Annotated in this window: 21 protein-coding genes; 4 read left to right on the top strand and 17 right to left on the bottom strand. The window is 71.3% G+C overall.

Annotated elements, in window-relative coordinates; all coding sequences use genetic code 11:
- Positions 1 to 44 precede the first annotated feature (44 nt).
- A complete protein-coding gene (gene glgB / locus J2W45_RS02920) occupies positions 45 to 2252 on the top strand; it encodes a 1,4-alpha-glucan branching protein GlgB (protein WP_310128880.1) in 2208 nt (735 codons plus the stop codon).
- Between the two features lie 21 nt (positions 2253 to 2273).
- On the opposite strand, the gene J2W45_RS02915 is transcribed toward glgB, so the two are convergent.
- From J2W45_RS02915 to J2W45_RS02905, 3 genes are all read right to left on the bottom strand, one after another.
- Positions 2274 to 3059 carry an SDR family oxidoreductase gene (locus J2W45_RS02915; RefSeq protein ID WP_310128879.1) on the bottom strand — a complete coding sequence of 262 codons (786 nt, stop codon included), beginning with the start codon at positions 3057 to 3059 and terminating at the stop codon, positions 2274 to 2276.
- Between the two features lie 65 nt (positions 3060 to 3124).
- On the bottom strand, positions 3125 to 4099 hold the full coding sequence (locus tag J2W45_RS02910) for a tetratricopeptide repeat protein (RefSeq protein ID WP_310128878.1): 975 nt from the start codon (positions 4097 to 4099) through the stop codon (positions 3125 to 3127).
- A gap of 62 nt (positions 4100 to 4161) precedes the next feature.
- Positions 4162 to 6048 (bottom strand): hypothetical protein, encoded by a 1887-nt coding sequence (locus tag J2W45_RS02905; RefSeq protein ID WP_310128877.1) that lies wholly within the window; start codon positions 6046 to 6048, stop codon positions 4162 to 4164.
- Between the two features lie 188 nt (positions 6049 to 6236).
- Here J2W45_RS02905 and J2W45_RS02900 point away from each other — a divergent pair, with 188 nt between their 5' ends.
- A complete protein-coding gene (locus J2W45_RS02900) occupies positions 6237 to 9071 on the top strand; it encodes a DivIVA domain-containing protein (protein ID WP_310128876.1) in 2835 nt (944 codons plus the stop codon).
- A 15-nt stretch (positions 9072 to 9086) separates the two neighbouring features.
- The gene (locus J2W45_RS02895) at positions 9087 to 10124 is read left to right on the top strand and encodes an AI-2E family transporter (RefSeq protein WP_310128874.1); all 1038 of its coding nucleotides are present in this window, start codon (positions 9087 to 9089) and stop codon (positions 10122 to 10124) included.
- An 18-nt stretch (positions 10125 to 10142) separates the two neighbouring features.
- Here the strand turns inward: J2W45_RS02895 and J2W45_RS02890 are convergent, their stop codons facing one another.
- The 10 genes from J2W45_RS02890 to J2W45_RS02845 all read right to left on the bottom strand — a co-directional run bounded on the left by J2W45_RS02890 (position 10143) and on the right by J2W45_RS02845 (position 18504).
- On the bottom strand, positions 10143 to 10880 hold the full coding sequence (locus J2W45_RS02890) for an alpha/beta hydrolase (RefSeq protein ID WP_310128872.1): 738 nt from the start codon (positions 10878 to 10880) through the stop codon (positions 10143 to 10145).
- Positions 10877 to 11176, bottom strand: a complete 300-nt coding sequence (locus tag J2W45_RS02885; RefSeq protein ID WP_310128871.1) for a hypothetical protein — start codon at positions 11174 to 11176, stop codon at positions 10877 to 10879. The genes J2W45_RS02890 and J2W45_RS02885 overlap by 4 nt, the downstream gene beginning before the upstream one ends.
- 34 nt (positions 11177 to 11210) lie before the next feature.
- Positions 11211 to 11921: an aggregation-promoting factor C-terminal-like domain-containing protein gene (locus tag J2W45_RS02880; RefSeq protein WP_396427056.1), complete on the bottom strand. Its 711-nt coding sequence runs from the start codon at positions 11919 to 11921 to the stop codon at positions 11211 to 11213.
- Between the two features lie 54 nt (positions 11922 to 11975).
- On the bottom strand, positions 11976 to 12521 hold the full coding sequence (locus J2W45_RS02875; RefSeq protein ID WP_310128869.1) for a DivIVA domain-containing protein: 546 nt from the start codon (positions 12519 to 12521) through the stop codon (positions 11976 to 11978).
- A gap of 12 nt (positions 12522 to 12533) precedes the next feature.
- On the bottom strand, positions 12534 to 13523 hold the full coding sequence (locus J2W45_RS02870) for a phosphatidate cytidylyltransferase (protein ID WP_310128867.1): 990 nt from the start codon (positions 13521 to 13523) through the stop codon (positions 12534 to 12536).
- Positions 13524 to 13526: 3 nt separating this feature from the next.
- On the bottom strand, positions 13527 to 14081 hold the full coding sequence (gene frr / locus J2W45_RS02865; RefSeq protein ID WP_310128865.1) for a ribosome recycling factor: 555 nt from the start codon (positions 14079 to 14081) through the stop codon (positions 13527 to 13529).
- A 57-nt stretch (positions 14082 to 14138) separates the two neighbouring features.
- A complete protein-coding gene (pyrH, locus tag J2W45_RS02860; protein WP_018190705.1) occupies positions 14139 to 14867 on the bottom strand; it encodes a UMP kinase in 729 nt (242 codons plus the stop codon).
- A gap of 106 nt (positions 14868 to 14973) precedes the next feature.
- Positions 14974 to 15804: a translation elongation factor Ts gene (gene tsf, locus J2W45_RS02855; RefSeq protein ID WP_310128864.1), complete on the bottom strand. Its 831-nt coding sequence runs from the start codon at positions 15802 to 15804 to the stop codon at positions 14974 to 14976.
- Between the two features lie 47 nt (positions 15805 to 15851).
- A complete protein-coding gene (rpsB, locus tag J2W45_RS02850) occupies positions 15852 to 16757 on the bottom strand; it encodes a 30S ribosomal protein S2 (protein ID WP_310128862.1) in 906 nt (301 codons plus the stop codon).
- A 244-nt stretch (positions 16758 to 17001) separates the two neighbouring features.
- A complete protein-coding gene (locus tag J2W45_RS02845) occupies positions 17002 to 18504 on the bottom strand; it encodes a sugar porter family MFS transporter (RefSeq protein WP_310128860.1) in 1503 nt (500 codons plus the stop codon).
- 255 nt (positions 18505 to 18759) lie between these two features.
- Here J2W45_RS02845 and J2W45_RS02840 point away from each other — a divergent pair, with 255 nt between their 5' ends.
- Positions 18760 to 19392 carry a murein hydrolase activator EnvC family protein gene (locus tag J2W45_RS02840; protein ID WP_310128859.1) on the top strand — a complete coding sequence of 211 codons (633 nt, stop codon included), beginning with the start codon at positions 18760 to 18762 and terminating at the stop codon, positions 19390 to 19392.
- A 107-nt stretch (positions 19393 to 19499) separates the two neighbouring features.
- On the opposite strand, the gene J2W45_RS02835 is transcribed toward J2W45_RS02840, so the two are convergent.
- From J2W45_RS02835 to J2W45_RS02820, 4 genes are all read right to left on the bottom strand, one after another.
- Complete coding sequence (locus tag J2W45_RS02835; RefSeq protein ID WP_310128857.1) at positions 19500 to 20429, bottom strand: tyrosine recombinase XerC; 930 nt, start codon at positions 20427 to 20429, stop codon at positions 19500 to 19502.
- 85 nt (positions 20430 to 20514) lie between these two features.
- Positions 20515 to 21990 (bottom strand): DNA-processing protein DprA, encoded by a 1476-nt coding sequence (dprA, locus tag J2W45_RS02830; protein ID WP_310128856.1) that lies wholly within the window; start codon positions 21988 to 21990, stop codon positions 20515 to 20517.
- A gap of 23 nt (positions 21991 to 22013) precedes the next feature.
- A complete protein-coding gene (locus tag J2W45_RS02825) occupies positions 22014 to 23552 on the bottom strand; it encodes a YifB family Mg chelatase-like AAA ATPase (RefSeq protein ID WP_310128855.1) in 1539 nt (512 codons plus the stop codon).
- Positions 23552 to 23908: a YraN family protein gene (locus tag J2W45_RS02820; protein ID WP_310128852.1), complete on the bottom strand. Its 357-nt coding sequence runs from the start codon at positions 23906 to 23908 to the stop codon at positions 23552 to 23554. Before J2W45_RS02820 ends, J2W45_RS02825 begins: the two co-directional genes overlap by 1 nt.
- Between the last annotated feature and the right edge of the window lie 32 nt (positions 23909 to 23940).

Genomic DNA, 23940 nt, shown 5'->3' with positions numbered 1-23940 from the left:
CCGAACGAGACCCACCGCCCGAACGAGAACCGAGGAGTAGCACCATGTCCCCCATTCCCGAAGGCGCGGCCGCCGTCGACCTGCCGACGCTCGACGACACCCTGCTCGCCACCATCGCCGCAGGCAGCCACCACGACCCGCACTCCGTCCTGGGCCAGCACCAGGTCGCGGCTCCCGGCGTCGCCGACCCGGTGACCGTCATCCGGGCGCTCCGCCCGCTCGCCACCGAGGTCTTCGCGGTGCTCGCCAACGGCGCCCACGTCGAGCTCGGCCACCTCGGCCACGGCGTCTGGCAGGGCGTCGACATCACCGGCCCCGGCGCCTACGAGATCGAGGCCCGCTACGAGGACGGCAGCACCTGGACCGCGGACGACCCGTACCGGTTCCTGCCCACCATCGGCCAGCTCGACCTCCACCTGATCGGTGAGGGACGCCACGAGACGCTCTGGACGGCGCTCGGCGCCCACGTGCGCGACCTCGGCGGCGTTGTCGGCACCTCCTTCACCGTCTGGGCGCCGCACGCCCGCGCTGTCCGGGTGGTCGGGAACTTCAACGGCTGGGACGGCACGCTGTACGGGATGCGCAACATGGGCGCCTCCGGCGTCTGGGAGCTGTTCGTCCCCGGCATCGGCGAGGGCGAGATCTACAAGTTCGACCTGCTCGCGCAGGACGGCCGCTGGGTGCGGAAGATCGACCCTCTCGCCCAGTTCGCCGAGGTGCCGCCCGCGACCGCCTCCAAGATCACGGTGAGCCGCCACGACTGGGCGGACGACGAGTGGATGCAGCAGCGCGCGCAGACGGACCCGCACGCGGGCCCGATGAGCATCTACGAGCTCCACTTCGGCTCCTGGCGCCCCGGCCTCGGGTACCGCGAGGCGGCGGACCAGCTGATCGACTACGTCGGTGCCCTCGGCTATACGCACGTCGAGTTCCTGCCGCTCGCCGAGCATCCCTTCGGCGGGTCGTGGGGCTACCAGGTCACCGGCTACTACGCCCCGACCAGCCGGTTCGGCTCCCCCGACGACCTCAAGTACCTGATCGACCGGCTGCACCAGGCCGGCATCGGCGTCATCCTCGACTGGGTGCCCGGCCATTTCCCCAAGGACGACTGGGCGCTCGCCCGCTACGACGGGCAGCCGCTCTACGAGCACCCGGACCCGCGGCGTGGCGAGCACAAGGACTGGGGCACGTACATCTTCGACTACGGCAACTCGCAGGTGCGGAACTTCCTGGTCGCCAACGCGCTGTACTGGCTGGAGGAGTTCCACGTCGACGGCCTCCGCGTCGACGCCGTGGCCTCGATGCTCTACCTCGACTACTCGCGCAACGACGGCGAGTGGGAGCCGAACATCCACGGCGGCCGCGAGAACCTGGAGGCGATCGGGTTCCTGCAGGAGGTCACGGCCACCGCGTACAAGCGCAACCCCGGCACCGTGATGATCGCCGAGGAGTCCACCAGCTACCCCGGCGTCACCGCCCCCACCTCGTCCGGCGGCCTCGGCTTCGGTCTGAAGTGGAACATGGGCTGGATGCACGACGCCCTGCAGTACATCCACCAGGACCCGATGTACCGCGGCTACCACCACAGCGAGATCACGTTCTCGTTCGTGTACGCGTGGAGCGAGAACTTCCTCCTGCCGATCAGTCACGACGAGGTCGTCCACGGCAAGGGCTCGCTGCTGACCAAGATGCCCGGCGACCACTGGCAGCAGCTTGCGAACGTGCGGGCGTTCCTCGCGTTCATGTGGGCGCATCCCGGCAAGCAGCTGCTCTTCATGGGGCAGGAGTTCGGCCAGCCGTCGGAGTGGAGCGAGGAGCGCGGGCTCGACTGGTGGATCCTCGACCAGCCGGCCCACCAGGGCCTCTGGAACCTGGTCTCCCAGCTCAACGCCGTGTACCGCGACAACCCGCAGCTGTGGGCCCTGGACAACGACCCCGCCGGCTTCGAGTGGCTGGACGGCTCGGACGCCCAGGGCAACGTCATCGCGTTCCTGCGCAAGGACCGCGACGGCGAGCCGATCGCGATGCTGTTCAACTTCTCCGGCAACCCGCACAGCGGCTACCGGATGGGGCTGCCGTTCGCCGGCGAGTGGGAGGAACTGCTCAACACGGACGCCGAGGCGTACGGCGGTTCCGGCGTCGGCAACCTCGGTGCGGTCACCGCGGTGGACGAGCCGTGGATGGGCCGCCCGGCATCGGCGGTGCTGACGCTGCCGCCGCTCGGGGCGCTCTGGCTCAAGCCCCGGCGCTGACGCGCCCGCCGTCCACGGACCTCAGCCGCGCGAGTCGATCCAGGCCGCGTAGCCGAGGCCGTCGACGGCGTGCTCGGGAACCAGGTTGCGGCCCGCCCGCCAGGTGGATCCGAGCGCGCCGCCCAGCCGGACGGGGAGGATGTAGCGGCGGGTCCCGCTGGCCTGCTTCCACTGCTCGGCGAGCGAGCGGGCCGTCTCGACCTGCGGACCGCCGACGTGGATGACGCTGTCGGGCTCCCCCGTGCCCTCTGCGGCGTCGACCAGCACCCGGGCGACGTCGGTCACCGCGATCGGCTGGAAGCGGGTGCCGGTCGGTGCAAGCAGGGCACCCATCGGGCGTCCGCGGTCGAAGATGGCGGTGACGAAGTCGTGGAACTGGGTGGCGCGGACGATCCGCGTGTCGAGCGCCGAGTCCAGGTACGCCCGCTCCTGGGCCGCCTTCGCCCGGTAGTAGCCGTACGAGGAGTGGTCGACGCCCACGACGGAGAGCAGCACCGCCCGGTGCACGCCGAAGCGCGCGGCGGTGTGGACGAGGTTCTGCGCACCCGTCGCGAAGACGTGCGCGGCCTGCTTGCCGACCGCGTTGACGGTGTCGACGACGACGTCGACACCGTCGACCGCCTCCTCCAGCCCGTCGCCGGTGACCAGGTCGGCCGTGACGTAGGCGGCGCCGGCGACGTATTCGTCGGCGTCGTCGTCGGGCACGCGGCGGGCGGCAACGACGACCTCGTGCCCGCGGTCGATCGCTTCAGCGGTGACGGCGCGCCCGGCCAGGCCGGTGCCTCCGACGACGAGCACACGGGACATGCGCGATCACTCCTGAGCGAGAGTCGAGTGGGGGGGAGCCGCCGACCGCCGCCCGGAGAGCGGGCTCAGTACAGCAGCGAGGCCAGCCTAGCCCGCGCCTTGCCCACGCGGGGGTCGTCCACACCCACGATCTCGAAATACTCGAGCAGGCGCGTCCGCACCGCCTCCTTGCCCGCGGCGTCGAGCGACGGGAACACGGTGAGCAGGCGGTCGAACGCGTCGTCGACGTGCCCGCCGGAGATGTCGAGGTCGGCGACGCCGAGCTGGGCGTCCGCGTCGAGCGGCGCCTCCGCGGCGGCGCTCCGGAGCTCGTCGGCCGTGTGGCCGGCCAGGCGCGCGAGCAGGCTGACCTGCGCGAGACCCGCGGCCGCCATCGTGTCGCGGGGATCCTGCGCCAGAGCGGTCCGGTAGGCGCGGATCGCACCCTCGTAGTCGCCGCGCTCGATCGCGTCGTAGGCCTCCGCGTGCAGCGGCGGCAGCGGGGGCTCCGGCGCGGCCTCCGCGGCTCCGTCCGGCTGCTCGGCGGCATCCGCGCCGCCCTCGACGGCCACCGTGTCGGTGACGCCGTTCTGCGCGGCCAGCTGCAGCAGCTGCGCGAACACGTCGCGCAGCTGCTCCTCTGGGACGACGCCCGAGAACAGCTGCACCGGACGGCCCGCGATCAGGGCGGCCACAGTAGGCACCGCCTGCGCCTGGAACGCCTGGGTGAGCTGCGGGTTCGCGTCCACGTCGATGCGGACGACCACGAGCCGCCCGCCGAAACCGCCGACGACGCGGTCGATCACGGCGGAGAACTGCGCCGACTGCTCGGCGCGCGCGGTGACCAGGTCGACCACGACGGGGACGCGCATCGACAGGTCGATGAAGTCGTTGAAGTTCGCGTCCGTGCCCTCGAAGTAGAGGCTCGGCAGCGTCAGCTCGCCTCCCGCGGCCGGCTGACCGGACGCGCCGCCGTCCGCCGACGGCGCGGGCCGGTTGACGAGGGAACTCAGGTCGACGGCCCCGCGCAGGTTGGTGGGCGGGGGCGGGACGTTGCTCATTGATCCTCCTGACGTGCGTACTGCGGCACGAGAATCAAGGATACTCGCGAAGCGTCCGGCGGCTACGGGATCTGCTTGGCGGCGATCATGCCCTGGGCGAACCCGAGGAGCGTGATCTTCTCCTTGGAGCCCACCGGCGGGACGTAGAATGCGAGCTGGTAGCCGAAGGTCGACTCGATGCCCGTCTTCGACGACGCGACGCCGCTCAGGGCCGCCGACGTGTTGCCCGCGCTGACCTCGGCGCCGGCCTCCACGACCTTGAGCACCTGCGACTCCTGGAGGTCCGTCCAGACGATCGCGCCCGAGTCGTTGGTCGCCATCGCGACATCCGAGCCGCTTCCCGGAGCGGTGGTGAACGTCAGCGAAGCGGTCGCCGGCACGGCGGCCTTCTGCTTCGCCTTCCAGTCCGCGCCCACCTGGGTGCGCAGCGTGTCGCCCTCCGCGTTGAAGAGCGAGGCGTACTGGCTCTTGTCGCCGTTCATCAGGATGTCGCCGTACGCAGCGGACACCTTCTCCGGAGGGAGCGCGAGCAGCTTCGAGTCCGGCGGGACGACGGCGGAGCCGATGCTGGCGGGCGCGAGGTTCGGCACCTTCGCCTTCGGCTCCAGCGAGACCGCGTACTCGACCTGGTAGTTGTCGCGCGGCGTCTCCTGCACCATGGTGAGGGCGATCGGGGCCTGCGCGTTGCCCTTCGCATCCTTCGGGCTCTGGATCACCGCCGCGACGGTGCGCGGCCAGGTGTCCGTCGCCTGTGGCAGTGAGAGCACGATGGGGCTCGCCGGGATGGCCGGGAGCGCCGGCTCGTCCGACTTGTGTGCGCGGATGGCGTAGTTGGCCTCGCGGAGCTGGAGGGCCGGCCCCATGAACCGGACCTTGGCGAGATCCGCGCTGGCCTTCGCGTCCGCCTGGGCCGCCGACTCGGAGATGCGCTTCACGATGCGCTCGAGCTGCGGCACGGTCACGGCGGGCGGGAGCTGGTCCTTCGCGTTCGGCGCCTCCGTCGCGAGCGGCGTCGCGGTCTTCGACGGCGTCGTCGCGGCGTCCGTCCCGGCCGTGCAGCCGGTGAGGGCCAGGGCGCCGGCCAGGGCGACGGGCAGCATCACGCGGGCACGACGGGTGGAGCGGCGTCCGCGGGGCGTGGCCTCGACCATGGCGGTGGGCTTGTACTTCGGGGCCTTGGGCAGCTTGGGCATCTTCGGTCCGCTCTTCCGGCGGGGGCCGCGCGAGCGGCGGTGGGTGTAGAGGCCCCAGAGATAGAGGGCGATCCCGATCACCAGCAGGATGAGACCGCCGATGATCAGCGGGAACGCCCACGGCGTGCTCGAGTCGACCGGCCAGGTGACGCTGACGCGGGACGGCGCGGACTTCTGACCGTCCGACGCGACGATGACGCTCACGTCGTCCGGGATGTTCATCCGCGTGACCTGGGCGGCGTCGCCGTCGAACTCCTCGAGCCAGAGATCGCTCCCGGCCGGATTGGGGCCGGCGGCCGAGGACGTGGTCTCCGAGGAGCCGGAGCCGGCGGCCGCCGTTGCGGTGGGCGACGGCGTCGGGGCCGGCGTGGCGGTCGAACCGCTGCCGGAATCCGAACCGTCGGTGGCGGAGGTCGCCGGCTTCGCCGTCACGGCCTTCGTGGAGAGCTTCCCCGTGGCCTTCTGATAGCCGACCGCGACGTACTTCTGGCCGCTGAGCCAGGCCTTAACGTCCGCTGTACGGCCGTAAGCGACGACCTGCTTCGCGGCGTCGGGGGCACCGGTCACGGTGAGCGTCTGCTGTCCGGGATGCGCGTTCAGCACCGACCCGTCGATCACCAGGTAACGGGGGTCGCCGGACACGGTGGCGGCGGCCTGGATGCGGCTCGGCGGGGCGAAGACGGTCCGCTGCGCGATGCCGGCCACGATCATGACCGCGGCGACGACGAACGCGACGATGGCGAGTACGAAACGCAAGCAGAGCTCCTCATGTGCCGATTCGGGGGGCAGGCACAGTGACCTGACGATACCGGACGTGCCTGAAAGGCAGCTAACCCTTGTCTGGACGCTCGCGCATCCCCCCGTGCGGGCGCAGACCGCTGAATTGTAGGATCGACCCGGCGCGCGCGCAGCGGGTCCACCCGAAATCCCCAGGAGCAATCACAGTGGCGACCGACGATTCCACCTTCACCCAGGTCTTCCGAGGCTACGACAAGGACGAGGTCGACAAGGCCCTCCAGGAGCTGCGGCGCGAGCTGATCAAGTCGAACACCCAGGCGGCGGACTCCGTGAAGGAGATCAAGCGGCTTCAGGCGCGCATCGACGACCTCAACGCCGAGATCGAAGAGGTCGGCAGCCCGACGTACTCCGGACTCGGCACCAAGCTCGAGAACACGCTGCGGGTCGCCGAGGAGCAGTCGACCCGGCTGATCGCCCAGGCCGACATCGACGCCGAGAAGCTGCGCGCCGGCGTCGCCGCCGAGATCGACAAGATGAAGAAGGCGGCGGCCGCGCAGGCCGAGCGCATCCTCGCCGACGCCCAGGCCCGTGCCACCACGCTGCTCGAGGATTCGCAGATCGAGTCGGGCGAGCTGCTCACCAAGACCCGCGCCGACAAGGAGACGCTGCTCAACGACGCCATGCGCGAGGCCGCGGCGATCCGGGGCGCCGTGGCGACCGAGGCCGCCGAGCTGCGCGCCACCAGCAAACGCGAGGCCGCCGCCGTTCGCGCCGAGGCCGACCGGGAGGCCGCGGAGCTCAAGGCCGTCGCGTCCCGCGAGGCGGAGCGCGCCCGCGCCGAGGCCGCCGAGCTCGACCGCACCATCGCGGCACGCCGCTCGGAGCTCGAGACCGCTCTCGCCGAGGACCGCGCCGCCTTCGAGCGCGAAGCGGCCCAGACCCGCCTGGAGCTCGACCGCCGTGTCGCCGAGACGGCCGATCGCCTGGCCGCCGAAGAGGCCGAGACACGGAACGCGCTCGCCGCCGAGGCCGCTCAGGCGCGCGCGGACCTGGCCGGCGAGGTCGAGGAGCAGCGCGCCGAGCTGGCCGCATCCGTCGCGCAGACGCGCGCCGACCTGGAGCACGAGGAGAAGACCCGCCGGCTCGCCCTCGCCACCGAGGTCGAGCAGACGACGAAGGCCCTCGCCGCGGAGGTCGAGCAGACCAAGGCCGCCCTGGCGGCGGAGGTGGAGCAGGCCCGCTCGGCGCTGGACGCCGACGTCACCTCCACCCGCAGCGCGCTCGCCGACGAGGTCGAGCGCACCAAGGCCGAGCTGGCCGACGAGGTCACCCGCACCCGCTCCGCGCTGAACGAGGAGGTGACGCGCACCCGTTCGGAGCTCGAGACCCAGGTCACCACCACCCGCTCGGCGCTCGAGAACGAGGTCGCCTCGACCCGCGCAGCGCTCGAGAACGAGGTCACGACCACGAAGTCCGCCCTCGCCGAGGAAGTGGAGCGCACGACGAAGCAGCTGGAGGACGACCGGCTGCAGACGCGGACGACCCTCGAGAAGGAGACGACCGAGACCCGCGCCGCGCTCGAGGCCGACCGCGCCGAGACGGCCGCCCGCCTCGCGGCGGACCGCGAGCAGACCGCCAGCGAGCTCGCGGCGGAGGTCGAGCAGACCCGGGCACGCCTGGCCGCCGAGACCGACCGCCGCCGCCGTGAGCTCGACGCCGAGGCGACGGAGCTCCGCGCCGAGCTGGCCGCCGAGGTCGACGCCGCGCGCACCGCGCTCGCCGACGAGCTCAGCCGCGAGCGCAGCGCCCTGCAGGCCGAGCTCGCGTCCGAGCGTGCGCGGCTGGCCGCCGAGGTCGAGACGACGACCTCCGCGCTGACCGCCGAGGTCGAGCAGACGAAGTCGGCCCTCGAGACCGAGGTCACCACGACGAAGGCCGCCCTCGCCGCCGAGGTCGAGCAGACCAAGAAGGAGCTGGAGACCGAGGTCGCCACCACGAAGGCCGCCCTGGCCGACGAGGTCGAGCGGACGCGCGCCGAGCTCGCCGCCGAGGTCGAGCAGACCACGACCGAGCTGGCCGCCGAGGTCGAGCAGACGAAGTCGGCCCTCGAGACCGAGGTCACCACCACGAAGTCGGCCCTGGCGGCGGAGGTGGAGCAGACCAAGAAGGCCCTCGCCGCGGAGGTCGAGCAGACCACGAGCGCCCTGACCGCGGAGAAGGAGCAGACCCGTAGCCGGCTCGCCGAAGACGTCCGGAGCACCGCAGCCGAGCTCGCGGACCAGCGAGAGTCGACCGCCAACGAGCTCGCCGACCAGCGCGAGCAGCAGCGCCTCGAGCTGGAGCGGGAGGCCGAGCGGACGCGCGTCGCCCTGGCCGACGAGGCGCAGCAGACGCGCGCCGCGCTGGAGAAGGAGACCGCGGAGGCGCGGGCGGAGCTCGCCCGCGAGGTCGCCGAGGCGCGCACGGCCCAGGATGCCGAACTGGCCGAGAAGCTGGCCGCATTCGAGCAGGAGGCGGCGTCCTCCCGGGCGGCGCTGGAGGCGGAGCTCACCGCACTGCGCAACGCCACACTCGAAGAGGTCGAGAACCGGACCCGCGAGGTGGAGCAGGCGCGCATCGACCTCGACGTCGAGCTGCGCGCGCGCCGCGACGAGGCGGAGAAGGAGTACCTCGCCCGGCACCAGGAGGCGGTGGCGCAGACCCAGAAGTACCTGGACGAGGCGAACGTCCAGCTCGCCGACGCCGTGAAGCGCACCGCCCAGGCGCGCTCCGAGGCGGAGGCCTTCGAGACGGAGGCCCGCCGGACCGTCACCGAGGCGCGCAAGGAGGCGGAGGAGACCGCCTCCGCCGTCATCCGCGACGCCGAGGAGCGCGCGGCCGCCCTGCTCGCCGAGACCGAGGAGCGCACCGAACGCCTCGTGGCGGACGCGGAGGAGCGACTGGCGCAGATTAGGATTGAGCGCGAGGCCGTGGCCGGGTACTTCGAGAACCTCCGAGGCGTCCTCCAGCAGGCCGAGAAGGTGACCGCCGACCGCGACTGACCCCAGGGGGAACACGTGAAGATCCAGAACCCGTTCCGCCTCGGTCTCATCGGCACCCTGGGCGTCGGGCTCGGAATCCTCATCCTCAGCGCCGTCACCAGCCTGGCGACGATCATCACGTACATCGGCGCCGCGCTCTTCCTCGCGCTCGGCATCGAGCCGCTCATCTCGTTCCTCGAGCGGCGCCGGTTCCCGCGCTGGCTGGCCCTGGTGGTCGCGCTCGTCGTCATCATCGGCGCGTTCATCGGGCTCATCTGGGCGATCGTCCCGATCGCGGTCGACCAGGCCTCCCAGCTCGTGCAGAACACGATCTCCTGGGTCAACAGCGGCGCCGCCGAGAAGTGGTTCCTCAGCCTGCAGCACCAGTTCCCGTCGATCATCAACCAGCAGAACATCGACGCCGTCACCGAGTGGCTGCAGAAGAACCTCCCCGACATCACGTCCAAGGTGCTGCAGACCGGAGTGGGCATCATCCAGGGTGCGTTCGGCGTGATCATCGTCGTCATCCTGACGATCTACTTCACCGCATCCCTGCCCAGCATCAAGCGCTCCGCCTACCAGCTCGTCCCGGCCTCGCGCCGGGCCCGGTTCGCCGACCTGGGCGACCAGATCACCGACTCCGTCGGCAAGTACGTCATGGGCCAGGTCTCCCTCGCCCTCGTGAACGGCGTGCTCAGCGCGATCTTCCTGACGGTGATCGGGGCGAAGTTCCCGATCCTGCTCGCATCCATCGCCTTCTTCTTCTCGCTGATCCCGCTCGTCGGCACGATCACCGGCTCGGTGATCATCGTCGCGGTCTGCTTCCTCTCCGGACCCCCGACCGCCATCGCTGCCGCCATCTACTACCTGATCTACATGCAGGTGGAGGCGTACGTGCTCAGCCCGCGCATCATGAACCGCGCCGTGTCCGTGCCGGGCGCGCTCGTGGTCGTGGCGGCCCTCGCGGGCGGCACGCTGCTCGGCATCCTGGGCGCGCTGGTCGCCATCCCGTTCGCCGCGGCCATCCTGCTCATCGTCAAGCAGGTCGTCATCCCGCGCCAGAACGAGCTCTGAGACGCCCTCAGCGGCTCGCTAAGCGCCCGCGGGCCACTCCGTCGGCAGCGGGAGGGCCGACGGGTTCACGCGCTCCACGATCTCCGTGAGCACGCGACGGGTCTGGTTCTCCCCCACCCAGAGGTGCTTGCCGCCCTCCACGGTCACCAGTTCGATCTGCGGCAGCGGGGCGAACTTCTCCGCGGCCGCGGCCGGACGGAGGAAGTCGTCGTGCTCCGGGATGAGCGCCACCAGCGGTCGCTCGTCTCCCGCCCACGCCTCCAGATGCTCCGGCTTGGCGCGGTGGAGCGGCGGGGAGAGCAGGATGACGCCGTCGACCGGGCAGGCGCGGCCGTACATCAGGGCCAGCTCCGTGCCGAACGACCAGCCGACGAGCCAGGGATGCGGCAGGCCGCGGTCGCCGACGAAGGCCATCGCGGCCTCCAGGTCGTAGCGCTCCCCCACGCCGTCGCCGAACGACCCCTCGCTCCGTCCGCGCGGCGACGCGGTGCCCCGCGTGTTGAAGCGCAGGACGGCGATCCCGGCGAGTGCCGGGAGGCGGGCAGCCGCCTTGCGCAGGATGTGCGAATCCATGAAGCCGCCCGCCGTGGGCAGCGGGTGCAGCGTCACCAGGGTCGCGACCGGCTCACGGTCGAGCGGGGTGGCCAGCTCGCCCACCAGGGTCAGCCCGTCCTGCGTCCGGAACTCGACGTCCTCGCGGCGGGCGGGGAGCTCCACGCCGCCCCGGATCTCGATGGTCGTACCCTCGCTCGTCATGCGATCCTCCAGCAGGACTCGTGCCAGTGCCGTCGTGCGGCCAGGTCGGGGGCGTCGCCCAGCACGCCGTCGGCGCGCCAGGCGACCAGGTGCGACGTCCCCGGCGGGATATCACGGCCGCAGCCCGGGCAGACGTACGTCTTCTGCGCCTGCGCGGCCGACACCGGCTGCACGTTCCAGGTCACGCCGCGGCGCGTCTCGGTCCGTCGCCAGCCGGAGAGCAGACGCTCCAGGCTGTCCGGCTCCTCCGCCGGCCGGCCGCCGGAGCGGCCACGGGGACGGTTCGAGCGCGGCATGCGTCAAGTCTAGGCGGGTCCGCCCGGAGAGCGGTCAGTACCAGCCCTGGGACTGCCAGACGCCCCACGCACCGCACGGCGTGCCGTAGCGCCCGGACACGTAGCCGAGGCCCCACGAGATCTGCACCGATGCGTCGGTCTGCCAGCCGGGGCCCATCTTGCTGCCCGGGAGCGCCTGAGGGATGCCGTACGCGCCGCTCGGGTTGGAGGCGTTGACGCGCCAACCGGACTCGTGGTTCCACAGCTGGACCAGGCAGCCGTACTGGTCGTCGCCCCAGCCGCGGTCGTGCACCATCTGATAGGCGATCGCCTGCGCGGTGCCCGGCGACGGGATGGGCGCCGACGGCGCGCCGCCTCCGCCGCCGCTGGACGACTTCTTGGACGCCGTGGGCGTCGGGGTCGGCGTCGGAGTGGGCTTCGGCTTCTCCTTCACCGTCACCGCGTCGCGGGTGATGGTGAGGGCCGCCGAGTCCGGCGCGGTGAGGTTCTGGGCGGGAGCACCGTCGTAGCGCTCCGTCGTGGGGATCTGCTGCAGCGACTCCGCGTAGGCCGGCGTCGTCGTCGCGCCGGAGAAGGGATCCACCACGTTCACGAGCGCGAAACCGACGGCTGCGGTGAACGCGAAACCCCACACCGCTGCTCGCGACCGGATGTGCGGACGGCGGGACCGCTTGAATGCGACGCCGACCGGGTTGGCCGGAGTCAGCGGCACGATCTCTGCTGCTGCTGCTTCTCGTCTACCCACGATCACAGAACGATAACGGAGATCGTCGGAAAACCCAAGATTCCGCCCCCGCACTCAGCGAACCGCCAGCATCACGTCGGTCACGCTGTCGAGCAGCAGATCGACCTGCACCTCGCGGTATCCGCCCCGCTGCTCGCGGAACGTCACGGTGCGCACCTCCTCGACGCTCATCGGCCGTCCGTCCTGGAAGTAGCGCACCAAGCGGTTGGCGAACCGGTCGACGTCGTTGCGGTTGTAGCCGAGCGTGAGCAGGCTCACCCGGTCGAAACGCTGCCCGAGCGGCCGGTCGAGCCGATTCAGGATGACCTGCGCGGTCGTCCGCGCCTCCTCGAACCACGCGGCGTCGCCCTGGCGCGCTCGCGCGGCCTCGCGCTCACGGGCCGAGAACGCGTCCTCGAGCCGCTCGAGCGCCGCATCCACATGGGTCGTGGAGTAGCCGCCCTTCGTCATCGCGAACGCGGTGTGCCGGATGTCGGCCGCGGTCAGGTCCGGCGCCGACGCGTCTCCGTCGTAGGCACGGCGCGCCGTCGCGAGGAACTCGTCCACCTGTTCGACGTCGTAGCCCGGCTTCGACTTGGGGCTGCGGGGGAAGGTGCTCACTCCCCCATTCTGTCATCGGAAGATGAGGAACAGGACGTAGGTGGCCGCTGCCGACGGGAGGATGGAGTCCAGCCGGTCGAGGAATCCCCCGTGCCCCGGCAGCCACGAGCTCATGTCCTTGATGCCGAGGTCCCGCTTGATCAGCGACTCGGCGAGGTCTCCGGCGGTGGCCGTCAGGAGCAGGACGACGCCGAACACCACGCCGAACCACCACGGCTCCCCGAGCATGAACACCGAGAGCAGGATGCCCGCGATGATCGCAGCCGCTGCCGCGCCGGCGAAGCCCTCCCAGGTCTTCTTCGGACTGATCGTGGGCGCCATGGGGTGCTTGCCCCAGGAGAGTCCGCTCACGTAGGCGCCCGTGTCGACCGACACGACCAGGATCAGGAACGCGAGCACCCACCACTCGCCGCCGGGCTCCGCCAGCAGCAGGATGACGAAGCTGGCGAGCAGCGTGATGTACAGCTGCACGAACACCGACCACAGCAGGTCGCGCCCCAGTGCGGCCGACCCGCGCCGGGCGGCGGGGACCACCGCCTCCTCGATCAGCCGCCACACGACGACCAGGACGATCCCCGCGGACAGCGAGACCAGCTGGCCGCCCGAGTGCAGGAAGAACGAGACCGGGACGATCCCCGCGGCCGCCAGGATCGACGGGATGCGGGGCACGCGCCGCCCGGAGACGCGGAACGCCTGAACGAGTTCGAAGGTGGCGAAGCCGGCCATGGCCACGCCGAACACCAGGAAGAGCTCCTTGATGAAGATCAGGCTGACCAGGACGAGCGCGCCGACGCCCAGGCCGATGACGATCGCCAGGATCAGGTTGCGGCCCGTGCGCTCCGCGATCCGCTCCTGGGTCGCGTCGAGCTGAGCCTTGCGCGCCTGCACCTGACGCTCGAAGTCGGCGCGGGTGGCCTGCACCTGCGCCCGGAACTCCTCCCGGGATCGCGCCTTTCCGCGCGGTACCGGGTCCGGCGCGCCGGGACTGCTGTCGTCGCTCATCGGCTAGACCTCGAGCAGCTCGGCTTCCTTGCGCTTCAGAGCCTCGTCGACGGCCTCCACGTGGGTGCGGGTCAGCGTCTCGAGCTCCTTCTCGCCGCGCGCCACCTCGTCGTCCCCGACCTCGCCCTTCAGCGCGTCGAGGTCGTCCTTGGCCTTGCGGCGGATGTTGCGGAGCGCGACCTTGGCGTCCTCGCCCTTGCTGCGGACGATCTTCACGAACTCCTTGCGGCGGTCCTCGGTGAGCTCCGGGAGGGTGACGCGCACGATCTCGCCGTCGTTGCCCACGTTGGCCGACAGGTTCGGCATGTTGACGATGGCCTTCTCGATGTCCTTGAGCGCCGACTTGTCGTACGGCGTGACCAGCAGGACGCGGGCCTCGGGGTTCTGGAGGCCGGCCAGCTGGGCCAGCGGGGTCGGCGACCCGTAGTAGTCGACCAGCACCTTCTGGAACAGAGCCGGGTTGGCGCGGCCCGCGCTCACCGTGCCGAAGTCGTCCCTCGCAGCATCCACGGTCTTGCTCATGCGCTGGCGGGCATCGGAAATCACATCCGCGATCACGGTGTCTCCTTATACGTAGGTGGGTCGGTGTCTAGTCTATTGCGCGGCCACCCGGCGTCAGCCGAGCAGTGTCCCGATCTCCGCGCCGAGGAGGGCGGCGGTCACGTTGCCGGCGGGCTCGATCCCGAAGATGCGCATCGGCATCCCGTTGTCCATGCAGAGGCTCAGCGCCGTCGAGTCGACCGCCTTGAGGTTCTGCTGCAGAGCCTCCTGGTGACTGATCTGGTCGATCTTCCTCGCGTCCGGGTTCGTGCGCGGGTCGTCGTCGTACATCCCGTCGACACCGTTCTTGGCGACCAGCACGACGTCCGCGCTGATCTCGAGCGCCCGCTGGGCGGCCACCGTGTCGGTGGAGAAGTACGGCAGTCCGGCGCCGGCGCCGAAGATGACGACCCGGCCCTTCTCGAGGTGCCGTTCGGCCCGCCGCGGGATGTACGGCTCGGCCACCTGGGTCATGGAGATCGCCGACTGGACGCGCGTCTCGGCGCCCGCCTGCTCCAGGAAGTCCTGGAGGGCCAGCGAGTTCATCACCGTCCCGAGCATCCCCATGTAGTCCGCACGGCCGCGGTCCATGCCGCGCTGCGACAGCTCGGCTCCGCGGAAGAAGTTGCCGCCGCCGACGACGATGGCGATCTCGACGTCCTGCGCGGCCTGCGCGATCTCACGCGCGATGCTGCTGACGATGTCCGGGTTGACCCCCAGCTGGCCTCCGCCGAAGGCCTCGCCGGAGAGCTTCAGAAGGACTCTGCGCCGCTGTGAAGGATGTCTCTGAGTGGCTGCCGACATGCGTGATCAACGTCCTTCCGTCTGTGGTTCTGGTTAAAGCTAGTGGGTGCCGCGCACAGAAAAGGAGTCCGGATCGTTGTCACGATCCGGACTCCTTCATGGTCTGCTACGCGCCGACCTTGAACCGGGCGAAGCCGGACACGGTGAGACCCGAGTCCTTCAGCACCTGGCTGATGGTCAGCTTGTTGTCGCGGGCGTACTCCTGCTCGAGCAGGGCGACCTGCTTGAAGTAGGCGCCGAGGCGACCCTCGATGATCTTCGGGAGCGCGGCCTCGGGCTTGCCCTCATTGCGCGAGATCTCCTCGACGATGCGACGCTCGTTCTCGACCTCGTCGGCCGGGACGTCCTCACGGGAGAGGTAGGTCGGGTTCGCGAACGAGATGTGCTGCGCGATGCTGCGGGCGGTCTCCGCGTCGTCGCCGGCGTAGCCGAGCACGACACCGACCTGCGGGGGCAGGTCCTTGGAGGTCTTGTGCAGGTAGATCGCGAAGTGCTCGCCGTTCACGACGGCGATGCGGCGGAGCTCGACCTTCTCGCCGAGGATGGCGGCCTCGTCACCGATGAGCTCGGCGACGGTCTGGCTGCCGGCGGGGGCCGCGAGGGCCTCCTCGACGGTGGTCGCACCGGCCGCGGCCGCTGCGTCGAGCACCTTGTCGGCGAGGGCGATGAACTTGTCGCCCTTCGCGACGAAGTCGGTCTCGCACGCGAGCTCGATCATCGTGGCGGTGCCGTTGCCGTTGTCCTTGGCGGCGACGAGGCCCTCGCTGGTGGAGCGGTCCGCGCGCTTGGCGTTGCCCTTCGCGCCCTTCAGGCGCAGGATCTCGGTGGCCTTCTCGATGTCGCCATCGGCCTCCTCGAGCGCCTTCTTGGTGTCGACCATGCCGGTGCCGAGCTGCTCACGGAGAGCCTTGATGTCGGCGATGCTGATGTTTGCCATGTTCTGACTGGAACCTTCTTCTTCTCGAAGACTTCTGGTGGGGAGGATTACTCGGACTCGGGCGCAGCGGCGGCCTCGGCGGCCTCCGCGTCGGCCTCGCCCTCGGCGACGACCTCGGCCGAATCGGCCTTGGCCTCGGCCAGGTCGGCGTCAGCGGCCTTGGTGGTCTCGGCGCTGGACTGCACCTCGTCGGACGAGGTCTGCAGCAGCTCCTGCTCCCACTCGGCGAGCGGCTCGGCCGGCTCGGCGCCCTCCTCGGGCTTCTGGTGACGCTGGATGAGGCCCTCGGCGGCCGCGTCGGCCACGATGCGGGTCAGCAGCGTGACGGAGCGGATCGCGTCGTCGTTGCCCGGGATCGGGTACTGGACCTCGTCCGGGTCGCAGTTCGTGTCGAGGATGCCGATGACCGGGATGCCCAGCTTCTTGGCCTCGTCGATCGCGAGGTGCTCCTTCTTGGTGTCGACGACCCAGAGCGCGCTCGGGGTCTTCGACAGGTTGCGGATGCCGCCCAGCGACTTGTGGAGCTTGTCCAGCTCGCGCTTCTTGATCAGCAGCTCCTTCTTGGTGAAGCCGCTGGTGGTGCCCTCGAAGTCGAGCTCCTCGAGCTCCTTCATGCGCGCGAGGCGCTTGGACACGGTCTGGAAGTTGGTCAGCAGACCACCCAGCCAGCGCTGGTTCACGTAGGGCTGGCCGACGCGGGTCGCCTGCTCGGCGATCGCCTGCTGGGCCTGCTTCTTGGTGCCGACAAAGAGGATGGTGCCGCCGTGGGCGACGGTCTCGCGCACGAAGTCGTACGTCTTGTCGATGTACGCGAGGGACTGCTGCAGGTCGATGATGTAGCTGCCCGAGCGCTCGGTGAGGATGAAGCGCTTCATCTTCGGGTTCCAGCGGCGGGTCTGGTGTCCGAAGTGGACGCCGCTGTCGAGCAGCTGGCGCATGGTGACGACGGCCATTGCCGTTCTCCTTTTGGTTGCGGTTGTCTGCGACGGCCGGCGGCCGCCACTCCTGGTGCCCCGCGCGCATCCGCACCCGTCCCGCTCGCGCGGCGCTGCCGTTGAGGGAGATGGGAGACCAATGGATGCGCGTGCCGCCCTCAGCGAGGGCGTCCCGTGCAGGGTTGGTTCCTGCTCAGGATTGCGGGCACGCGTAGTCACCCCGACGAGCGGAGTGCTCCGAAGAGTCTAGCAGCAACCGGGACTAGGCGGAGTCTCCGCTGGAGCGCACCTGGACGCCGCGTCCACGGCCCCCGGAGTTCTTGAAGAGCGTCTCGGCCTGCTCGAGCGCCATGCCGTTCGTCTCCGGGATCTTGAAGAACACGAAGAAGAACGAGAGGGCGGCGAAGAGGGCGTACATGCCGTACGTGAACGGCAGCGAGAAGTCGGCCATCGGCGGGAACGAGATGGTCACCAGGAAGTTCGCGATCCACTGCGCCGCGGCCGCGACGCCCAGGGCCTTCCCGCGGATCCGGCTCGGGAAGATCTCGCCGAGGAGCACCCAGACGAGCGGACCCCACGAGGCGCCGAAGCACACCACGAAGATGTTCGCCGCGATGAGGGCAATCGGTCCCCACGGGTTCGGGAGGCTGACGGCGCCGTCGTGCTTGACCGCGAAGGTGAACGCGAGCGCCATCACGCCGAGCGACAGCGCCATGCCGACGGATCCCGTGAGCAGGATCGGGCGGCGGCCCACCCGGTCGACGAGGAGGATGGCGACGATGGTCACGACGACGTTCGTCACCGAGGTGATGACCGTGATGAGCAGCGAGTTCTTCTCGGTGAATCCGACCGCCTGCCAGAGGGTGGTCGAGTAGTAGAAGATCACGTTGATGCCGACGAACTGCTGGAACACCGACAGGATGATGCCGATCCAGACGATCGGTTTGAGGCCGAACCGGTTGCCCGCGAGCGTCGCCTTCGCGCCTTCGCGGTCCTCTTTGATCGCGTTCTCGATGTCGCCGATCTGACGGTCGAGGTCGCCCTCCGGCACGAGGGTCGCGAACACCGCGCGTGCATCGTCGCGGCGGCCGTTCGCCAGCAGGTAGCGCGGCGACTCGGGGAGCGTCAGGGCGAGGATGCCGTAGACCACCGACGGGATGACGCCCACCAGGAACATCCACCGCCACGCCTCGAGGCCGAGCCACAGCTCCTTGGACGCGGAGCCCGCGATTCCCGCGAGCAGCGCGTCGGAGAGCAGCGCGACGAAGATACCGATGGTGATGGCGAGCTGCTGGAGCGACGCCAGGCGGCCGCGCGACTGTCGCGGCGAGATCTCGGCGATGTAGGCCGGGGCCACGACGGACGCGATGCCGATGCCGAGACCGCCGACCACGCGCCAGAGGGCCAGGTCCCAGGCGGAGAAGGCGAGGCCGGCCCCGATCGAGCTGACCAGGAAGAGGACCGCGCCGAGCAGCATGACCTTGAGGCGACCCCAGCGGTCGGCGAGCCGGCCGGCGATGAACGCACCGACCGCGCAACCGAGCAGCGCGATGGCGACGATGAAGCCTGTGATGAAGGCGTTGAGCGCGAAGTTGTGCTGGATCGAGTCGACGGCGCCGTTGATCACCGAGGAGTCGAAGCCGAAGAGGAACCCGCCGACGGCGGCCGCGATCGCCAGGCCGGTGACCCTGCGCCGCATCTTCGCGGTGGGCTGCGGCACGTTCTCGTCGCTCGTGGTGCCTGTGTTCCTTCGTTGTTCAGACATGTCATCCCTTTTCGGTTGTCGTCGCCTCGCTGTCCGCGCCGTCCGAGGAGGGCGCGAGGGCGGAACTCACGGTACGCCCCGAATCGCTCCCGCAGAACCGTCGGCCCCGCGTGCGCTCACACCTGCACGGATGTGCGGGTTCTCCACAGATCCGCTTCCTGCGTCTCTCATGCGACCCGCCGAGCGGGAGAGTCGGTGAGCCGGGAGGTGCCCGGCGCGGATGCGTCGCGGGTGCGTCGCGGGTGCGGAGGGACGATGTCGAAGGGTGAGCAGCGGAGGGATGCGGTGGTCGAGCGGCTCCGTCGCCTGCCGGGTAGGGGTCGGCGGTGGATGGGCGCCCTGGTCTTCGTGGTGGTGGCACTCCTGCTCGGGAGCCTCGGTCGGGCGGCGGCCGCGTCGGACGCGGGCGCGCCAGGCGCAAGCGCGTCGTACGCGGGCGACCTCGTGCACGCGGGACGCTCCGCGGCCCGAGCCGCCGGCTCCTGGCCGTGGCCGGTCGAGCCGCACGCGGTGAGCGGCCCGTACGCCGCGCCTGCCACGCGGTACGCGGCCGGCCACCGGGGCATCGACCTGGAGGCGTCCTCCGGCGTCGTGGTGTCGGCTCCCGCCGACGCGGTGGTCCGGTTCTCCGGTGTGGTGGTGGACCGGCCCGTACTGACCCTGGACCACGGCGGCGGCGTGCTGTCCAGCTACGAGCCGGTCGCCTCCGAGCTGGTTCCGGGCACCTCGGTCGCCCGCGGTGCGATCATCGGCACGGTGGCGGCGGGTGGTCACTGCGCCGAGGCGTGCCTGCACGTCGGCGTCCGCGTGGACGGGGAGTACGTGTCCCCGCTGCTGTTCTTCGCCCGGGTGCCGCCCGCCGTGCTGCTCCCGCTCGGCGGTCCGTGAGCGGCGGGTGATCGCGCAGCGGTGGGCGGTCAGGCGCACCGTCGGCGATGAAGCGCGCGAGTGGGCGATCAGGCTCACCGGTAGGCGATCGAGCCCGCGTGTGGCGGTCAGGCGCGCGGGTGCGCGATCCGGTAGGCCTCTTTGAGCCGCTCGGTGGAGACGTGCGTGTAGATCTGGGTGGTGCCGAGGCTGGCATGGCCGAGCAGCTCCTGGACCGCACGGAGGTCGGCTCCCCCATCCAGCAGGTGCGTCGCCGCCGTGTGCCGGAGCGCGTGCGGGCCGGACGGGCCCCGGCCGGGCACATCCGCCAGCAGTCCGGCGACGAGTTCGTAGACAGCACGGCTGCCCAGCCGTGACCCGCGGCTGCCGAGGAACAAGGCGGGCCCCGACCGCGGCACCGCGAAGCGCGGCCGGCCGCCGTCGAGCCACGCCCGCACGGCCCGCAGGGCCGGCACCCCGAACGGGACCACCCGCTCCTTGGAACCCTTCCCGACCACGCGGAGCGTCAGCCGTTCGAGGTCGACGTCGTCGATGTCGAGTCCGGTGAGCTCGGACACGCGGATCCCCGCCGCGTACAGCACTTCGATCACCGCGACGTCCCGCAGGGCGCCGGGCTCCCCGTCGTCCGCACGTGCCGCCAGCTGCTCGAGGATCCCGTCCATCTGCTCGCGCGTGATCACCCGGGGAAGCGTCTTGTCGGCCTTCGGCGCCCGCAACCGCGCCGCGGCGTCCGCTCCTTCTGCGCCCTGGGCCGTGCCGGTCTCGCCGCCGGCCCGTGCCCACCAGGCGCTGAAGCCCCGCGCCGAGGCCGACCGCCGGGCGAGCGTCGCCTTTGCGAGCCCGCGCTGCGACCCCTCCCAGAGCCAGTCGCGGTAGAGGTCGAGCGTGAGACCGTCGGGCGACGAGACCTTCCGCGTCTCCGCGAACGCGGCGAGCGCCGTCAGGTCGGCCCGGTAGGCGCGGACCGTCTGCGGCGAGTAGCCGCGCTCCACCCGCAGGTGGCGCTCGTAGGCGTCGATCGCGTCGGACAGGTTCACCGTTCAAGCTTCGCCCTCCCGCCCGCCGCACGAGGTAGCGACGCGCTGGGCAGCGACGCCCTGCGTAACGACGCACGGTGTGCCCTCACCCGCTCCTCTCCCCCACCAGGACCCAGCCACCTCCGCTCTCCCGCGCCCTCCCTGCGAGGTCGAGGCGCCCGAGGACGGCAGCGACCGTGGCGAACGGAAGGGCCGCCCGGGCGGCGATCTCGTCGGCCGAGGCGCGGCGTGTCCGGGAGAGGTGCGCGACGATCGCCCCCTCCGACCCCTCAGCCGCGCCCTCTCCCGCTGGCGCCCCACCCTCCGGGTCGTCACGGGGTCCCGTGCCCAGTGGATCCGCCAACTCGGCCATCTCCTCCACCGTGGTCACGCAGGTCGCCGCGTACTCGCGGATCAACCGGTGGCATCCCGCCGACGCGGGCGAGAGGATGCTGCCGGGCACCGCGCCGAGCGGACGTCCCATCTGAGCCGCGTGCCCGGCCGTGTTCAGCGACCCCGAACGGTGTCCCGCCTCGACGACCACGGTCGCGCCAGCCGCGGCGGCGATGAGCCGGTTGCGCATCAGGAACCTCCAGCGGGTGGGGGCGGAGCCGGGCGGCAGCTCCGCGATCAGCAGTCCGTCGGCGGCGATCCGGCGCAGCAGCTCGCTGTTGCCGGCCGGGTAGAGCCGGTCGGCTCCCCCGGCGAGGAAGGCGACCGTGACCCCTCCACTGAGCAGCGCCGCCCGGTGCGCCGCGGCGTCGATCCCGTAGGCGCCGCCGGAGACGACGGCGAACCCGCGGTCGACGAGTCCGGCGGCGCTCTCCATCGCGACGTGCTCGCCGTACTGCGTGGACGCCCGCGCGCCGACCAGTGCGATCGACCGGTCGAGCGTCCGCAGTCGCCACGGGTCTCCTCTCACCCACACGGCGACGGGCGGTCCGTCGTCGAGGGCGTCGAAGCCGTCCGGCCAGAGCGGTGAGTCCGGCGTGATGAGCCGAGCGCCGATCTTCTGGGCGCGCTCCAGCGCCCGCCGGGCTTCGTCGAGCGACAGCCGCGGACGCCACCGTGACAGCGACTCCGCCAACCGCCTCTCTACGCGTGCGTCGAGCCCGCTCGCACCGGTCGCGTGGCTGCTGTCCTGTGGCCCGCGGTCGATGTCTGTGAACGGAACGGCCCGGATCTGCCCGTTGTGCGGGCCGACCGAGGCGCCCGACCCGTGCATCCGGTCGAGCAGCGTCCGCGCACCCTCCCCGTCGACGATCGCCCGAAGCAGCCCGAGCGCTCCGACGGCGTCGATCGCCCGGCCCGCGTCGAGGTCGCCCGGCTCGATCGCGGTGCTCAGCGCCGCACGGGCGAACCGTTCGACGAGTGCGTCGGAATCGAGTGCCTCGTCCTCGTGGTCGGGTCCGCCTCGCACGGGCCCCACCAGGCGCGCGAGTTCCGACGTGCCGATGCCGGGGATCCCGGACCGGGGGCCGCGGCGCAGCTCTCGCGTCGAGGCATCCGCCCCCGCCGGCGCGTCAGTCTCAGGCGGCGTCATCGGCTTCTCCACCGCGAGCTCCCGCATATGCTCCGCCACCGCGCACTCCTCGCATCCGCCGGTCATGCGCCGATCCCCCGCCGCAGGAAGAGCGCCCGTCCCACGTGGTCGACGTCGGGCGACGATGTTGCGTCCAGGTCGGCCAGTGTCCACGCCAGCCGCAGGGTCCGGTCGTATCCGCGCATCGTGATCGCACCCCGTTCCAGCGCGCGGTCGAGCGGCGCGATGGCGGAGGCGCCGAGGCGGTGATTCGCACGCAGCCAGCTCCCCGCCACCTCGGCGTTCCGCGCCCATTCCGTCCCGCGCAGACGTTCCGCGGCGCGCGCCCGCGCGGCTTCGACGCGTCGCCGCAGCTGCGCACTCGTCCGCCGGGTCGCTCCCTCATCGGACGCCGACCGGAGGACTGCCAGCCCCATGGTGCGGACGGTGAGCCGGATGTCGACGCGATCGAGCAGCGGACCGGAGAGCCGCGCGAGGTAGCGCCGGCGGGCCATCGGCGAACACGTGCACTCGGCATCCGACGATCCGTAGCGCCCGCACGGGCACGGGTTCGACGCGAGGACCAGCTGGAAGCGCGCCGGGAAGGACGCCGCTCCGCTCGCCCGGTGGATGGTGATCCTGCCGTTCTCGAGCGGCTGACGCAGCGCGTCGAGCACCGAGGGCGGGAATTCGGCCGCCTCGTCGAGGAACAGCACCCCGTGGGTGGCCCGCACGATCGCGCCGGGTGTGATCCGCCCGCTTCCGCCGCCGACCAGCGCCACCGCCGACGCCGTGTGGTGGGGCGCCTCGAACGGCGGACGCCGGACGAGGCGGCCCGCCGCACCCGGTCCGGCCAGGGACCGGATGCAGGTGGCCTCCAGCGCAGCGTCGTCCGAGAGGTCGGGCAGCAGAGAGGGCAGACGTTGCGCGAGCATGGTCTTGCCGGCCCCCGGCGGCCCCACCATCGACAGGTGATGGCCGCCGGCCGCAGCTGCCACCAGCGCCTCCACCGCCTCGTCGTTGCCGGCCACCTCGGCCATGTCGGGTTCGGGCGCCTCCGACACGGCGGCCGCCTTCGCGGCCACCGGCTCCTCGTCCACCGGCTCGAGGCCCGCTCCGTGCCGGATCGCCGCCGCCCTCAGGCTCGTGACGCCCACGACCTCCAGGCCGTCGACCAGGCGCGCCTCATCGAGGTTGCCCGCGGGGACCAGCACCGTCGCGAAGCCGGCGTCCCTCGCGGCCAGCACGGCCGGCAGGATGCCGGGCACCGGCCGTACGCGGCCGTCGAGGCCGAGTTCTCCGAGGTGCACGGCGCTCGCCGCCGCCTCGCGGGGCACCGCTCCGGCCGCGGCGAGGGCCGCGATGGCGATCGCCAGGTCGAAGCCTGACCCCTGCTTCGGCAGCGCCGCGGGCGACAGGTTCACGGTCAGCTTCTTCTGCGACAGCGGGCAGCCGGCGTTGACGGCCGCGGCGCCCACGCGTTTGCACGATTCGCCGAGCGCGGTGTCCGGCAGCCCGATCAGCACGAACGACGGCAGGCCGGCCGAGATGTCGGCCTCCACCTCGACGACGTGACCACGAACGCCGTCGAGTGCGATCGCGAAGGTGCGTGCGAGAGCCATCAGGCGATCCCGGTCAGGTGCTCGACCACCGGGCGCTCGCTCCACGCGTCGGTGACCGCGACGGCGTCGATCCGCACGCCGGTGGACCCGGGTTCGCGCTCGCGGCACCAGGCCGCGGCGAGCCGCCGGAGCCGGGCCGCCTTGCGAGCGGTGATCGCCTCGAAGGGATGCCCGAACTCCAGGGACGAACGCGTCTTCACCTCGGCGAAGACCATCGTCGATCCGTCGCGCAGGATCAGGTCGAGTTCACCCGACGGACATCGCCAGTTGCGGTCCACCAGGGTGTAGCCGCGCTCCTGCAGCCAGTCGGCGGCCACCTGCTCGCCGCGCCTGCCCAATTCGTCTTTCTGTGCCATGTGTACCTCCGCATCCAGCCTCGTGGGGCGGT

The sequence above is a fragment of the Leifsonia shinshuensis genome, assembly GCF_031456835.1.
In the GTDB taxonomy this organism is placed as follows: Bacteria; Actinomycetota; Actinomycetes; order Actinomycetales; family Microbacteriaceae; genus Leifsonia; species Leifsonia shinshuensis_C.
This window is presented reverse-complemented; position numbering and strand designations above follow the sequence as displayed.

Coding starts and splice junctions, on each gene's coding strand:
- J2W45_RS02820 (WP_310128852.1), bottom strand. CDS start 23,908: ATGGCACAGAAAGACGAATTGGGCAGGCGCGGCGAGCAGGTGGCCGCC.
- J2W45_RS02825 (WP_310128855.1), bottom strand. CDS start 23,552: ATGGCTCTCGCACGCACCTTCGCGATCGCACTCGACGGCGTTCGTGGT.
- tsf (WP_310128864.1), bottom strand. CDS start 15,804: ATGGCAAACATCAGCATCGCCGACATCAAGGCTCTCCGTGAGCAGCTC.
- J2W45_RS02840 (WP_310128859.1), top strand. CDS start 18,760: ATGTCGAAGGGTGAGCAGCGGAGGGATGCGGTGGTCGAGCGGCTCCGT.
- rpsB (WP_310128862.1), bottom strand. CDS start 16,757: ATGGCCGTCGTCACCATGCGCCAGCTGCTCGACAGCGGCGTCCACTTC.
- J2W45_RS02910 (WP_310128878.1), bottom strand. CDS start 4,099: ATGAGCAACGTCCCGCCCCCGCCCACCAACCTGCGCGGGGCCGTCGAC.
- pyrH (WP_018190705.1), bottom strand. CDS start 14,867: ATGTCGGCAGCCACTCAGAGACATCCTTCACAGCGGCGCAGAGTCCTT.
- J2W45_RS02885 (WP_310128871.1), bottom strand. CDS start 11,176: ATGCCGCGCTCGAACCGTCCCCGTGGCCGCTCCGGCGGCCGGCCGGCG.
- J2W45_RS02890 (WP_310128872.1), bottom strand. CDS start 10,880: ATGACGAGCGAGGGTACGACCATCGAGATCCGGGGCGGCGTGGAGCTC.
- J2W45_RS02870 (WP_310128867.1), bottom strand. CDS start 13,523: ATGAGCGACGACAGCAGTCCCGGCGCGCCGGACCCGGTACCGCGCGGA.
- glgB (WP_310128880.1), top strand. CDS start 45: ATGTCCCCCATTCCCGAAGGCGCGGCCGCCGTCGACCTGCCGACGCTC.
- J2W45_RS02915 (WP_310128879.1), bottom strand. CDS start 3,059: ATGTCCCGTGTGCTCGTCGTCGGAGGCACCGGCCTGGCCGGGCGCGCC.
- J2W45_RS02845 (WP_310128860.1), bottom strand. CDS start 18,504: ATGTCTGAACAACGAAGGAACACAGGCACCACGAGCGACGAGAACGTG.